At 63.5% G+C, this 12,309-nt stretch carries 15 protein-coding genes and 1 pseudogene; 4 read left to right on the top strand and 12 right to left on the bottom strand.

The annotated features are described in order from the left end of the window. The 10 genes and pseudogenes from ccmE to J2X35_RS02035 all read right to left on the bottom strand — a co-directional run bounded on the left by ccmE (position 1) and on the right by J2X35_RS02035 (position 6,975). Positions 1–441: a cytochrome c maturation protein CcmE gene (gene ccmE, locus J2X35_RS02080; RefSeq protein ID WP_056108100.1), complete on the bottom strand. Its 441-nt coding sequence runs from the start codon at positions 439–441 to the stop codon at positions 1–3. After that, the gene (gene ccmI, locus J2X35_RS02075) at positions 438–1,562 is read right to left on the bottom strand and encodes a c-type cytochrome biogenesis protein CcmI (RefSeq protein ID WP_310180624.1); all 1,125 of its coding nucleotides are present in this window, start codon (positions 1,560–1,562) and stop codon (positions 438–440) included. The genes ccmE and ccmI overlap by 4 nt, the downstream gene beginning before the upstream one ends. A 76-nt stretch (positions 1,563–1,638) precedes the next feature. Beyond that, entirely contained in the window at positions 1,639–2,088 is a 450-nt protein-coding gene (locus J2X35_RS02070; RefSeq protein WP_056108095.1) for a hypothetical protein, read from the bottom strand. Positions 2,089–2,178: 90 nt separating this feature from the next. Continuing rightward, positions 2,179–3,555: an ATP-binding protein gene (locus tag J2X35_RS02065; RefSeq protein WP_310180622.1), complete on the bottom strand. Its 1,377-nt coding sequence runs from the start codon at positions 3,553–3,555 to the stop codon at positions 2,179–2,181. A gap of 46 nt (positions 3,556–3,601) precedes the next feature. Further along, positions 3,602–4,267, bottom strand: a complete 666-nt coding sequence (locus tag J2X35_RS02060) for a response regulator transcription factor (protein ID WP_056108089.1) — start codon at positions 4,265–4,267, stop codon at positions 3,602–3,604. Between the two features lie 69 nt (positions 4,268–4,336). Continuing rightward, entirely contained in the window at positions 4,337–4,636 is a 300-nt protein-coding gene (locus J2X35_RS02055) for a hypothetical protein (RefSeq protein ID WP_056108086.1), read from the bottom strand. A gap of 106 nt (positions 4,637–4,742) precedes the next feature. Beyond that, positions 4,743–4,949, bottom strand: coding sequence for a hypothetical protein (locus J2X35_RS02050; protein ID WP_056108084.1), 207 nt, complete (start codon positions 4,947–4,949; stop codon positions 4,743–4,745). A gap of 28 nt (positions 4,950–4,977) precedes the next feature. Next, positions 4,978–6,078 (bottom strand): hypothetical protein, encoded by a 1,101-nt coding sequence (locus J2X35_RS02045; RefSeq protein ID WP_310180618.1) that lies wholly within the window; start codon positions 6,076–6,078, stop codon positions 4,978–4,980. Then, positions 6,075–6,530 (bottom strand): annotated as a pseudogene (locus tag J2X35_RS02040) (terminase large subunit domain-containing protein); the annotation flags it as partial. The gene J2X35_RS02045 and the pseudogene J2X35_RS02040, both read right to left, overlap by 4 nt. After that, on the bottom strand, positions 6,439–6,975 hold the full coding sequence (locus J2X35_RS02035) for a hypothetical protein (RefSeq protein ID WP_156459743.1): 537 nt from the start codon (positions 6,973–6,975) through the stop codon (positions 6,439–6,441). The pseudogene J2X35_RS02040 and the gene J2X35_RS02035, both read right to left, overlap by 92 nt. A 223-nt stretch (positions 6,976–7,198) precedes the next feature. Here J2X35_RS02035 and J2X35_RS02030 point away from each other — a divergent pair, with 223 nt between their 5' ends. The 3 genes from J2X35_RS02030 (at position 7,199) to J2X35_RS02020 (ending at position 10,596) form a co-directional block, all read left to right on the top strand. Continuing rightward, positions 7,199–9,358 (top strand): PBP1A family penicillin-binding protein, encoded by a 2,160-nt coding sequence (locus J2X35_RS02030; protein ID WP_310180615.1) that lies wholly within the window; start codon positions 7,199–7,201, stop codon positions 9,356–9,358. Between the two features lie 109 nt (positions 9,359–9,467). After that, on the top strand, positions 9,468–10,052 hold the full coding sequence (locus J2X35_RS02025) for a DUF1214 domain-containing protein (RefSeq protein WP_310183702.1): 585 nt from the start codon (positions 9,468–9,470) through the stop codon (positions 10,050–10,052). Then, complete coding sequence (locus J2X35_RS02020) at positions 10,045–10,596, top strand: DUF1254 domain-containing protein (RefSeq protein WP_310180612.1); 552 nt, start codon at positions 10,045–10,047, stop codon at positions 10,594–10,596. The genes J2X35_RS02025 and J2X35_RS02020 overlap by 8 nt, the downstream gene beginning before the upstream one ends. Here the strand turns inward: J2X35_RS02020 and J2X35_RS02015 are convergent. Further along, on the bottom strand, positions 10,593–10,778 hold the full coding sequence (locus tag J2X35_RS02015; RefSeq protein ID WP_156459742.1) for a hypothetical protein: 186 nt from the start codon (positions 10,776–10,778) through the stop codon (positions 10,593–10,595). The genes J2X35_RS02020 and J2X35_RS02015 overlap by 4 nt on opposite strands. A gap of 181 nt (positions 10,779–10,959) precedes the next feature. Here J2X35_RS02015 and J2X35_RS02010 point away from each other — a divergent pair, with 181 nt between their 5' ends. Beyond that, complete coding sequence (locus tag J2X35_RS02010; protein ID WP_310180609.1) at positions 10,960–11,940, top strand: DUF2336 domain-containing protein; 981 nt, start codon at positions 10,960–10,962, stop codon at positions 11,938–11,940. Here J2X35_RS02010 and J2X35_RS02005 read toward each other — a convergent pair. Next, positions 11,930–12,274, bottom strand: coding sequence for a DUF1491 family protein (locus J2X35_RS02005; protein WP_310180607.1), 345 nt, complete (start codon positions 12,272–12,274; stop codon positions 11,930–11,932). The genes J2X35_RS02010 and J2X35_RS02005 overlap by 11 nt on opposite strands. Positions 12,275–12,309 lie beyond the last annotated feature (35 nt).

The raw sequence follows: 12,309 nt of genomic DNA, 5'->3' as shown, positions 1-12,309 counted from the left end.
TTACTGACTGCTCTCCTGCCAGACGCCCTTCGCCTTCAGGCCGTCGGCGACCTCCTTGGGCATGTAGCGCTCGTCGTGCTTGGCAAGCACGCTGTCGGCGATGAAGGTGCCGCCGGCATTGAAGCTGCCCTCGGTGATGACCCCCTGTTCCTCGCGGAAGAGATCCGGCAGGAGGCCGGTATAGGTCACCTTCACCGAACTGTGCTGGTCGGTTACCGAAAATGCGACCTTCGCGCCCTGCTCCCGCACGATGGTGCCCTTTTCGACCAAGCCGCCCAGCCGGATCCGCTGGCCCGGCTGCAAGGTGGCGGCGGCGAGATCGCTCGGCATGTAGAAATAGGACGCTTTCTGGCCAAGCGCATAAAAGGTCAGGCCGGTGGCGGCGGCCAGAAACGCCAGCCCGCCCAGGATCACCGACAATCTCTTCTGCTTGCGTGTCATCGCGTTTCCGAGAGTCCAAGCGAGGTAGCGAAGGCGGTCAGCTTGGTCGCCTCGTCGCTGGCGGCGCCGAAAGCGGCGACGCCCCGATCGAGAGCGTTGCGTGCCTGGTCGTGCCTGCCCAACACCATGTAGGAACGAATGAGGCGCATCCATCCTTCCTGGTCACGCGGATTTTGTTTCAACTTTTCGTCGAGACCGGCGACCATTCCTTCGATCATGGCGTCGCGGTCCTGCGCGTTCATGGCCGACGCCGCCGCAACATCGCTCGCGTCGGGTCCGGCGGAATCTGCAGGTTGCCCGCCAGCAGAAGCCAAAGCCTGTGTCACCGCGCCATGCCATGGCGAATCCGGCGGAAGATCAACGAGCATCGCCTGCCACGCAGATGCGGCTTCCTGCTTGCGGCCCTCCTGCATCAGCGCCATGGCGAGATAGAAGCGCGCCTTGGGATTGGTTGGCTCGATCTTCAGAGCAGCCTCGAACGCAGCTTGAGCCTCGGCCGAAACCACCCCGCCGGAAACGTTGGCGATGGCTTCACCGAGCCCGGCCTGCCTTGCGGCGGTCGATCCCTCGAGCCGGATGGCGTGGCGATAGGCGGATGCGGCATCGTCAAAGCGCTGCATGCGCAGATAGATTGGGGCCAGCACATCCCAACCCCGTCCGTCGGAAGGATCGGCCGCCAGATGCGCCTCGGCGCGGGCGACGAGTTCATCGACGCTGCTCTCCGCGGGATTTTTGGCCAGACGGCTGCTCAAAGGCTGCGACGGCAAATCCGGCGAACCCAAGCCTGCATAGAGGCCCCAGCTCAGAACAGGAACGGCAAGTACGGCGGCGGCCGCCACGATACGCACGAACGTTGCCGGGCCTGACTTTGCGTTACTGGCAGGCTCGTTTCGGTCAAGCTGGAGAATGCGCCGCCCAATTTCGGCGCGTGCCTGCTCGGCTTCGGCTGGCTTGATGAGCCCGCGCGCAAAGTCTCTGTCCAGTTCGGCCAGTTGGTCGCGGTAGACTTCGAGATCATGGCTCGTGTCGGCGGATACCGTGCCAGTGCGAGCGGTCAACGGCAGCAGGACAGCAAGGCTGGCGGCCAGCGTCATTGCAGCGGCTATGACCCAAAAAAGCATGACACACCCATAGCCGCGCCACTCGTTTCTGCCAACACAAGGCGCCTGCGACGCTTTGGCGGAACAGACCGGCCTGTCAGGTCAACGGCGTCCAGCTTCCATCGGCGTTCCGGCATGCCGTTCCACGTGCAGTGACAGCCGGACCACCGGCGGTGACCGTATGCCTGTACTGTCGGCAATCCTGCGAGCCGACCCGGTAGGGCTGCGCGGCAACCACTTCGCCGTAGTGGTTCGCCTGATCACCTTTCCAGGCGACCGGCTGCCCGCTCGCCGTGTATTCCAAGGCCTTGTACTCGGCCTCGAGGCCGCTGCGCTTTTCCTGGGCGGTGAGCCCCGACCCGATGTTGCCGCCTACCAGCCCGCCATTCATCGCCGCGATGAACCCGGTTCCGACCCGCCCGCCGCCGGAAGCACTCTGACTGGGCTGCGTGGTCTTGGGCGCAACATCCTGGCCGCGCTGCAAACTTGTGGTGCTGCAACCGGAAACAACCAGAAGCGCTGCAAAAATAGCCAGATGATTCTTCATGCTAAACCCGGTTCTAGCCGCATTCTCGCAGCTGGCATCGCGTTATAGTTGATCTTTGGCCGAAATTTGGCCTGTTGCGTGCTTCAGCCATCATGAAACGCCGCGAAGGCGAACCTTCGCCTTGAGCCCTCCCAGTGACGACCTCTCCAGTGCAAGGCCGCCTCCATACTCGTTGACAAGGTCCGCGACAATGGCCAGCCCCAAGCCTGTACCGGGTTTCGTTTCGTCCAGCCGCCTGCCGCGCTGGAGAACTTCCCGGGCTTTGTCTTCGGGTATGCCTGGTCCGTCATCCTCGATGACAATTTCAAATCTGTCATCGGCATCTTCCTCGCCTACCGGCGGCACGACCGAGATTGCGACGGTGCTTTTTGCCCATTTCATCGCGTTTTCCAGCAGGTTGCCGAGCATTTCCTCAAGATCTTCCCGCTCGCCTGCGAAGACAACCTCGTCCTGCGGCAGCGAAAGCGAAAGTGAAATATCGGGATTGAGCTTCCGCATGACCCGCGTCATGCGCTGCGTCAGAGGTCCGACCGGCGTGCGGTAGACGACACTGTTGCGCTGGGCGGCGACGCGAGCGCGCTGGAGATAATGCTCGACCTGCTTTTGCATCGAGGATGCCTGCCCGACGATCAGCTTGCCCTTGGCACCGCCCAGCGCATTGCCTTCGTTGATCAACACCGCCAGCGGCGTCTTGAGCGAATGGGCGAGGTTGCCGACCTGGGTCCGGGACCGCTCGACGATGCGCCGGTTGTTTTCGATCAGGGCGTTGGTTTCGTTGGCGAGCGGTTCAATCTCGCTGGGGAACTTGCCGTCGAGCCTTTGCGCGGTGCCTTCGCGCACCATGGCCAGCGCGTTCCTAACCCGACGCAGCGGCTGCAGGCCGAGAAGGATGGCCGCGGCATTGATGGCGATCATGCCGATGCCGAAAAGGGACAGATAGGTCAGCAGGCGACGCTGGAAAGCGCCGATCTCCCGGTCGAGCTCCGACTGGTTGCCCATGACGCGAAAGCGGGCGGCACGGTTCTTCGCGTCGAGGACAAACTCGCTTTCGAAAACCTGCAGCCGCTCGCCGTCTATTCCGTCGATGGTGTAGCTGCGCTGGAAGGCGATGTTGAACGGCACCTCCGTGACGCTCGGCGACGGGATCGATTTCGTCATGGATGATGAGCGCAATTCGCCCCTGACGCCCTCGGAGGCCGGCATCACCGACCAGTACCAGCCGGAATTCGGCTCGGAAAACCTCAGATCGCCAAGATCGGGTGAACCGGTCAACGCGCCACCTTCCGATACGCCTACCGAGCCGATGAGGTTGAACAGATGCGCCGAAAGCAGGCTCTCGAATCCGCGTTCGCTGGCTTGGCGATAAAGGGTCGTGATCAGCGTGAAGATGACGACAAGCGTCAGGATCGCCCAGACGGTGGAAAACGCGACGACCCGGAATGTCAACGAGCGGAACCAGAAGCGCATCGAAGGCGCTTTACCCGGCACGCGTCTGGTGGGAGCCTGTTCCGCCTCAGACCTCCGGTTCGCGGATACGGTAGCCCATGCCGCGGACTGTCTCGATCATGTCGACGCCCATCTTCTTGCGCAGCCGGCCGACGAAGACCTCGATCGTGTTGGAGTCGCGGTCGAAATCCTGATCGTAGAGGTGTTCAACAAGCTCCGTGCGCGAGACCACCTCGTCCTTGTGGTGCATGAGATAGGCCAGAAGCCGATACTCGTGCGAAGTCAGTTTCAGCGGCACGCCATCGACGTCAGCTTTCGACGCCTTGGTGTCCAGTCGCAACGGACCGCAGGTCAGCTCGGACGAGGCATGGCCCGCGGCGCGCCTGATGAGCGCGCGAACCCGGGCGAGAATTTCCTCGATGTGGAAAGGCTTGGTGACGTAGTCATCGGCGCCGGCATCGATGCCGGAAACCTTGTCGCTCCAGCGGTCGCGGGCGGTAAGGATGAGGACCGGCATCTTGCGACCGGCGCGGCGCCAGCGTTCCACGACACTGATGCCATCGATCTGCGGCAGGCCGATATCGAGAACCACGGCGTCATAAGGCTCGGTGTCGCCGAGGAAATGCCCCTCTTCGCCATCGAACGCCTTGTCAACCACGTAACCGGCATCCGACAGCGCATCGGAAATCTGCCGGTTCAGGTCCTTGTCATCCTCGACAACCAGTATGCGCATGCAACCCTATGCGGTTGGCTCCAACACGGAGCAAGGTATAGCCGATTCCCGTATTGCAAGAACGGGCAGTTAATTCTGGGGCACGACAATCTCGGCGCGGCGTGGCCGCTGGCCATCCTTGCCAGGCACGAGGACAACGACAACGCAAACAGCCTGCCCGCCGCGTGTCGACTGCGACGCTTTGGCGAGCGTCCCGCCTTTCTGGGCGGCGACCTCCTGTCCGATCGCGTAGCAATCGGAGGCAACCGTGAGCAGAGTATCGGAACGGGAAGGCTGAGGCCGGGGAGCAGCCCCGGCCTGCGGCGCAAACAACGCGCCGGCGCAAAGCGCCAGCACCATTGATCCCACTGAGAAACGCGACTTGTTCATACCGAATGCTCTACCGCATGGGTGCTGAACGTGAAATGAACGTCGCCCTCAATCGAAGTTCCCTTCTCCGTTTGCATCCCGCCGCGCGGCGACGCTGTGAAACACTCTATCCGATCCTTTCCTTTGCGGACAACCGGCCAAAGACCGCAACAAGGCCGGAAATCGCGCTGACCGCCTGCAAAACCGTGTCGGTGAAGGCCGAACTGTCGATCCCGTCGACAGGTATGCCCGTCAGGCCGGCGGTGCCGGTGAGAATGGTGATGATCGATGCCCAGATCGTCCGGGACAGGTACCAGGGTTTGCTTGTCGCCATTTCCGTTTCCTTTTCTGATTGCGATACGTCATGGAAGCGTGAAGCGGCGGCGCGCCGGCACACCCCAGCCGACCGCCGCGCTGAATTGACGGACCGTCACATCAATCTCTCCGGCAGTGGCGAGATCGGCAGCGATGGACGCGGCTTCGTAGAGCCAAGACGGTTCGGAGGTTGTCGCGGTCCGGACAATTGCTCCGCCCGCCGGCGCGATTTCGATGCGGTATTGTTCGACATCCTCGCCAAGCGGAATGTCGCCGCCATCCCAGCGGTCGGCATCGATACGGCCGCGGCGCATCCACGAGACAGCCAGATCTCCATCGGCCGGATGGGCTTTCAGATGAACAGGCGACAGCGGTGTCAGTGCGCGCACGCCGCCAACGGCCTCGGTCGTGGCATTATCGGTCAGGGAATCGATAAAGCTCCCATCGACGCGCCAGTTGAGTTGCAGTCCGATTTCGCCCGCGAGCAGCCCCGCCGGCACGACAGCATCGTCCAGCAAAACGAAGTCGGCTCCTGACGAAGCTCCAACCAGCATCGCGTCGTCGGTTCCGAGTTGGCCGCGCAAAAGACCTGAAAGCTTCCAGATTTCCGCGCCGATCTGCTCAGCCGTCTCGAACTGCAGGATTTCCCACGCGCCGGATGCCGAGCGGACGGCAGCCGTATTGGCGCCATTGAGAAGCTGGAGCCGGCTGACGCTCGCAACCTCGGACTCGAACAATTCGACCGAGATGGACGTCGTTTTGGCGACCCGTCCTTCGAAGCCGGGAAGCAAGGGTTCGGTCAGTTTGCCGAGCCGCGCCGGCTGGCCGACTGTCGCGCGGACGGCAAAGCCCGTATCTTCGGGAGAGACAGACAAAGTTCTGGCCACCCAAGGCGTTTGCCACAGCGCCACGCGGAACTGGTTCTGCGCTTCGTTGCTTCCGATCCCCGCCGGCAGATCGAGAAACAGTGTGTGAGGCTTGCCTATGGCAACCGAAACAACCGGCAACGCCGCGGGAATCGAAGACCGCCAGGGCGACGGCGGGACAGCAAGGATCTGCCGGGCCGAAACCGTCCTCAGAATGCCGTCCTCGACATCGGTGACGAGAAACTCGGATCCGTTTCCGGACGCGGGGAGCCTGACCACCATGCCGCCTCGAACTGATGGCCGCGCAGGCTTTCGGGATCCTCCGACGAGAACATCAGCGCGACCGATCCGTCGTCCCACACCAGACGCCGGCGGCTCGCCTCGAAGCGGGGCCGGTCATGCCGCGACAGCGTGACGATGCCGGACGGACCTTCGATCATCACGTCGCGCACGTCGGCCAGCGTCTCGCCGATCAGCGCGATGCGGCCGTATTTCCGCTCGGCCAGCGGCGGAAAGCCGCGCACATGGCTGTTGACCCATTCGGCGCCGAGCCGGGTCTTTCCAGCGCCGCGCCCGCCAAGCACCAGCCAGGTGTCCGCGGCATCGCGGCCATATTGCGCCCAGCGCGCGTGGCTGACCCACTCATCGTAAAGAAGCTCGGCTTTCGCCCGCCCCAGAGCCTGCTGCGTCCAACTGCCGGGCGTAGTCCCGTGCGAGTTCGACGATCCGCTCATCGATGCGCCGGAGCGCGTCGGCCATGTCCGCATCTCGTTTTATCTGGTTCTCTTTCGCGCTGCTTTCGCCGCGCGTGATTTCGCCGATTTTTTCGAGTGTCCGCATGATGGCGGAAATAGCGTCGATCAAGGTCTTGTCGGAGCGCCCTTCCCGTTCCGCCGCTTCGGCGCGGGAAATGGCACCGTCGAGCAGCAGCCGCAGCCGCGCCTCCTGATCGGGCAGCTCGCCGGAAGCCAGACGCGCCGCGAAACCGGAGCGCCACCCCTGCTGGCGCGCGACCCGGCGCACGGTAGCCAGCTTGTAGCCGGAAGCTTCCGACAGATTTTCGGGCGTAAGCGCCGCGCCTTCGAAAAGCGCACGTATGGCGACCCACTGCGTTTCCACACCGGTTATCATGGCACCCAGATCTGTTTGCTGAGCCGGTCGGACAATCAGGACCGGCAACCCCGTCGGCGCACTTTTCCGACGATAGAGCGAGACTACCAAACCACCGTTACGGTGTCAAGAATATATTCCTATTTCGGCTAATCTTTTTTCCTGCCGAATTGGCAGCCCTCCCACCCTTGCCCCTCCCCGATAAATCATAGACAACTCCTCCCCGACTGCGGTGCCCTGAAATTGCCCGCATGCGCTGCCAGTTTGGCGTCGGGGAACGCCGGAAGTCGGGATGACTGAGCCTTTCGAGCCGAACAGAAAAAGAGGGCCTGTCGCCGCGTGGCTGCTGGCGCTCGACGCATGGCTGGATTCCTCGCTCTACGAGGTCGGCTTCGCGGCGCGCGAATTCTGGGAAGCGGCGACGATTTTCTTCCGGCGCTTCCGCGTCAAGGGATGGCGGCGCTGGCTATTCGAACTGGCCGGCGAAGGGTTCACCATGGGCGCCGCGGGTTCGGTGGTGCTTCTGGCGCTGGCGCTGCCCGCCTTCCAGGAAACCGGCGGCGACTGGCGCGCGCAGGACGATTTCGCCGTCACCTTCCTCGACCGCTACGGCAACGAGATCGGCCAGCGCGGCATCATCCAGCGCGATTCCGTGCCGGTGGATGCCATGCCGGACCCCGTCATCAAGGCGGTGCTGGCGACCGAGGACCGGCGCTTCTTCGATCATTACGGCATCGACGTGCTCGGCCTGGCGCGCGCGCTGACCGAGAACGTGCGCGCCAATTCGGTCGTGCAGGGCGGCTCGAGCATCACCCAGCAACTGGCCAAGAACCTGTTCCTCAGCAATGAGCGCACGCTGGAGCGCAAGGTCAAGGAAGCGTTCCTGTCGCTGTGGTTGGAAGCCAATCTGTCCAAGAAGGAAATCCTGCAGCTCTATCTCGACCGCTCCTACATGGGCGGCGGCACTTTCGGCATCGAGGCGGCGGCCGATTTCTATTTCGGCAAAAGCGTCAAGGACCTGAACCTCGCCGAGGCGGCCATGCTGGCGGGGCTGTTCAAGGCGCCGACGAAATACGCGCCGCATATCAACCTGCCGGCGGCGCGCGCCCGCGCCAATGTCGTGCTGACCAATCTGGTCGATAGCGGCTTCATGACCGAGGGCCAGGTGCTGCAGGCGCGGCTGCATCCCGCCGATGTCGTCGATCGCGGCGAGCAGAAGAGCCCGGACTATTTCCTCGACTGGGCGTTCGAGGAGGTGAAGCGCATCGCCGCCAAGTCGGGACAGCATTCGCTGGTGGCACACACGACCTTCGACGCCAATCTGCAGAAGGCAGCCGAAGAGTCGGTCGAATTCCACCTGCGGCAGTACGGCAAGGAGTATAACGTAGCCGAAGGCGCGGTGGTGGTGATCGAGACGAACGGCGCGGTGCGGGCGATCGTCGGCGGCCGCGACTATGGCGCCAGCCAGTTCAACCGCGCCACCAAGGCGCTGCGGCAGGCCGGCTCATCCTTCAAGGCCTATGTCTACGCCACGGCGATGGAGCATGGCTTCAAGCCGGAATCGGCCATTTCGGACGGCCCGATCAACTGGGGCGGCTGGATGCCGAAGAATTACGGCCGCAGCTATTCCGGCAAGATCACGCTGCTGACCGCCTTCGTGAAATCCATCAACACCGTGCCGGTCCGGCTGGCCAAGGACTATCTGTCGATCCCGCCGATCGTCGCCATGGCGCATGCCATGGGCGTTGAATCGCCGCTGGAGAGCTTCAAAACCACAGTCCTCGGCACATCGGGCATGACGGTGATGGACCAGGCGACCGGCTACAGCGTCTTCGCCCAGAACGGCTTTGCAGGCAGCCGGCACGGCATCACCCAGCTTGTTACGCACACCGGCGAAGTGGTCTACGATTTCGGCAAGGATGCACCGCCGCCGCACCGGGTGCTCAGCGAGCAGGCGCTCAAATCCATGAACTCGATGCTGGTGCAGGTGCCGGAGATCGGCACGGCGCGGCGTGCGGCGCTGCCCAACATCCGCTCCGGCGGCAAGACCGGCACGACACAATCCTATCGCGACGCCTGGTATGTCGGTTTCACCGGCAACTACACCGCAGCCGTCTGGCTCGGCAACGACGATTTCAGCCCCAGCCGCAACATGACGGGCGGTTCGCTGCCCGCCATGATCTGGCAGCGGCTGATGGTCTATGCGCACCAGAACATCGACCTGAAGCCGATACCGGGCATCGACCATCCTTTCGTCGATCCCAAGATCGCGGCCAAGGCTGGAGAAGCGGAAAAGAAGCTGGCGGCGGAAGAAGCTGCGAAAGCAGAGGCCGATCGGCCTCCAGTCCTTTCAAGCCGGACCACCCGGCTGTTGCGTGAACTCAGCGGAATCTTCCGTTCGGCGCCGGCACTTCAACCCAGGACCGGACCTGAGGCGCTGTCGGCATTGTGACGCATCGGCAGGAAGCCAGTTCGCCGGACCGCACCGAAATGGCGCTGTGCTTGCCAGCAACGGTCGCCGCGCGATATGCCGTGGTCCCCTGCCCTCCATTCCGCTGCGCATGATCAAGTCCGTCTTTCCCATCCTTGTCGCACTCGCCATCGCCATCGGCGGCGGCGGCGCCAGCGTCTGGTACGCATTGAAGGCTGAGGGTGGCGTCGGCGCCATCACGATCGGGCAATGGACAGCGTTCCCGGACCTCGGCACGCCCGATGCCGATCCTTACTCGCAGGCACGGGTGGCGCGGGAAGGCGTTCTGGCCCTCGGCAGGGCGGAAGGGCTTTCCTTTGTCGCCGAGCGAGACAATGAAGGCCGGCCGCTGCGCCGCGAATGCAGCTACGCGATCGAGGGCAGTTACCCGACTGCCCGGTTCTGGACGCTTTACGGGGCCGACGAGGCCCGCGCCGTCATCGATACCGGCAAGCCGCGTCCGGCGGCGCTGCACTCGTATCAAATCCTGCGGCAACCCGACAATTCGGCGACGATCTCCGTCGGCAAACGTCCCTCGCCCGGCAACTGGCTCCCGATCAACGGGGCCGGCGGCCTCAGTTTCGTTCTCACCTTTTACGATACGCCCATCGCCAGCAGCACCGGCCTGTCGGACATCGATATGCCGCTGATACGCAAGGTGGCCTGCGATGCGTAGGCTGCTGCATGCCATCATGCTGGGCATTCTGGGCGCCGGCATCGTTCATATCGTCGTCTTGTTTCTCGTGCCGGAATTCTCGGACCGCAACGCCTGGTCCCGCCTGTCGGAAGTTTCCGGGCTCTACACGATGGTGCGGCTCGATGCGGAACCGGCCGCCGCCCCTGTCGTAAAGGGGGTCGACCCGCTGTTCCAGGCGGCGGCTTGCCGGTTCGATCTTGGGGATGGAATGCTACAGATCAAAGCGCCGGGCAAGGTGCCGTTCTGGTCTGTCGCCGTCTACGACCGCGGCGGGCACATCCTTTACAGCCTCAACGATCACAGCGTCATAAACGGCGTGCTGGACGCCGTCGTGCTGACTCCGGCCCAAATGCTCGAAGTGCGCAAGGAATTGCCGCCCGAGTTCGAAAGTTCGGTCTTCATCGAGGTGCCGGCCAACGAAGGCATCGCCGTGATCCGGGCCTTCACTCCCGACAGCAGTTGGGAGCCGGCCGTATCGCGCTTCCTTGAGGACAGCGCGTGCCAGGCAAGGCCGGCTGGTTAGTGCCGTGGCTCGGACTTGCTCTGCCCCGCCTGACCTGCGGCGACATTGCCGTCGCGTTCATCGTCCAGCCGCTTTTCGTAGCGGACACCGGGAAAGATGATGATGGCCGCGGCCGGGCCCAAGGTTTGTGACGTTTGTCCTGATGCCGCGTTACGCGGCGTGAAAGACAGTATCCTGCCCATGTTCGCGTATTCCTCTCGGTTACCCCGGAGCACAACGCAACGCCTCCATAAACGATAAGGCCACCAGAGGGTTAACGGAACGCTAACGGATCGCCGATAAGTTGATCTTTGTTTCTGCGACCGCGAAACCGCCACACAGGCGACCGAGGTTGCAGACCGTGTAAAGTGTAAGGCGTACCCAGTGTCATATCCCGACTTCCGGCACATCGCTGCCAGAACCGAATCCGGCAAGGCTGAACGGCTTTTCCGCGCCGTCGTCGCCGCCTTCTGCCAGCTGACCCGGCCCTCCAAGCGGGAAATCGCTCAACTGGAAGATCTCACCTTGCCGCTCTTCGACAGCGTCTCGGCGGAGTCCCGACGCTTCGTCGCCGCGGCCCTTTCAGAATGCGACCATCCGCCCATCGGGCTGGTGCTGCGTCTGTGCGACGAGCCGGTGGACATCGCGGCGCCGCTGCTGGTCCGGTCCAAGGCGCTTGCCGACATCGACCTCATAGCGCTGATCGGGCGGCACGGACTTCCTCATGCGCGCGCCATCGCGCGACGCAAGGAGTTGAACCCGGCCATCACCGATCTCATCAAGGCGCTGGAGAAGCCGACGCTGGTCCATTCCCGCGAACCTGAAAGCGTGGCCCCCAAGCCTCAGGTCCCCGAAACGGCGCCCGCGCCCCGCATCGCACAAACTCCGGGCAAGGCGGCCGAAGAAACGCGCCACCGCCTCCGCGCCATCATGGTCGCCGGGCACAAGCCGGATCAGCGGGCCGAATTCCAGACCTATGACAAATTGCGGGAGACGGCGCTCACCGGCCACGCCGCATTTTTCCAGACGGCGCTTGCCGATTGCCTCGGCGTCGATCTGATGACAGCCCGGTGCCTCACCGCGTCGTCGGACTACTCACTCCTGCTGACGGCGCTCCGCTCCCTGGAACTGAGCGAAGACCAGGCCTTCCTCATCGCGGTTGCCGTATTCCCGGCATCGTTTCCGCATCCGGAGGCCATTAGGCGTTTCCTCGAACGCTATCGCGCCCTGGGACACGATACGATCCGCGACCGTATCCGCGAATGGAAAGCGCAGGCGATTTCCCATGCGGTCGGGCCGCGGTCTCCGACCGCCAACACCGACAGTCCGGCGGCCGCGAAAGCCGGCGCCGGCCTCAGAGCCTGACGGAAATCAATTCCTCGACGGCAAGCGGGCCGGGCTCGATCTCGACGACCCATATGTCGGAATCGAAGCGCTGCTCCTTTGCCAGGCGCGCTTCCGCCGCGTCCGGATCGCCACCGGTATCCAGACGGCTGAAAAAGCGCTCGTCGGGCTTGGCCGAATCGTAGGTCGTCTGCGGCGCCGGCCCAAACAGGTCCGTCTCCCCTAGCCTGCCCCGCACCAGGATAAACACGGCTCCGGCCTCGGTGGCGCCGCGCCGGACAACGGCGGCGAAACCACCAGCGCCAAAGATCCGCCGTATCAGGGCCGAAACCCAAAAGTCCGTTGTGACCCGCATTCATGACTCCTGACTGGGAGCCAACATAGCGGGAA

Source organism: Mesorhizobium sp. BE184 (genome assembly GCF_031457045.1).
GTDB lineage: Bacteria > Pseudomonadota > Alphaproteobacteria > Rhizobiales > Rhizobiaceae > Mesorhizobium.
Note: the sequence above shows the minus strand (reverse complement) of the source record. Positions and strands in the feature narration are given on the sequence as shown.

Bases quoted from the DNA above. Each gene is read 5' to 3' on its own strand.
- J2X35_RS02005 (WP_310180607.1), bottom strand. From the start codon at position 12,274: ATGCGGGTCACAACGGACTTTTGGGTTTCGGCCCTGATACGGCGGATC.
- J2X35_RS02060 (WP_056108089.1), bottom strand. From the start codon at position 4,267: ATGCGCATACTGGTTGTCGAGGATGACAAGGACCTGAACCGGCAGATT.
- J2X35_RS02045 (WP_310180618.1), bottom strand. From the start codon at position 6,078: ATGGTGGTCAGGCTCCCCGCGTCCGGAAACGGATCCGAGTTTCTCGTC.
- J2X35_RS02065 (WP_310180622.1), bottom strand. From the start codon at position 3,555: ATGCGCTTCTGGTTCCGCTCGTTGACATTCCGGGTCGTCGCGTTTTCC.
- J2X35_RS02070 (WP_056108095.1), bottom strand. From the start codon at position 2,088: ATGAAGAATCATCTGGCTATTTTTGCAGCGCTTCTGGTTGTTTCCGGT.
- J2X35_RS02015 (WP_156459742.1), bottom strand. From the start codon at position 10,778: ATGGGCAGGATACTGTCTTTCACGCCGCGTAACGCGGCATCAGGACAA.
- J2X35_RS02025 (WP_310183702.1), top strand. From the start codon at position 9,468: ATGATCAAGTCCGTCTTTCCCATCCTTGTCGCACTCGCCATCGCCATC.
- J2X35_RS02055 (WP_056108086.1), bottom strand. From the start codon at position 4,636: ATGAACAAGTCGCGTTTCTCAGTGGGATCAATGGTGCTGGCGCTTTGC.
- ccmE (WP_056108100.1), bottom strand. From the start codon at position 441: ATGACACGCAAGCAGAAGAGATTGTCGGTGATCCTGGGCGGGCTGGCG.
- ccmI (WP_310180624.1), bottom strand. From the start codon at position 1,562: ATGCTTTTTTGGGTCATAGCCGCTGCAATGACGCTGGCCGCCAGCCTT.
- J2X35_RS02050 (WP_056108084.1), bottom strand. From the start codon at position 4,949: ATGGCGACAAGCAAACCCTGGTACCTGTCCCGGACGATCTGGGCATCG.
- J2X35_RS02030 (WP_310180615.1), top strand. From the start codon at position 7,199: ATGACTGAGCCTTTCGAGCCGAACAGAAAAAGAGGGCCTGTCGCCGCG.
- J2X35_RS02020 (WP_310180612.1), top strand. From the start codon at position 10,045: ATGCGTAGGCTGCTGCATGCCATCATGCTGGGCATTCTGGGCGCCGGC.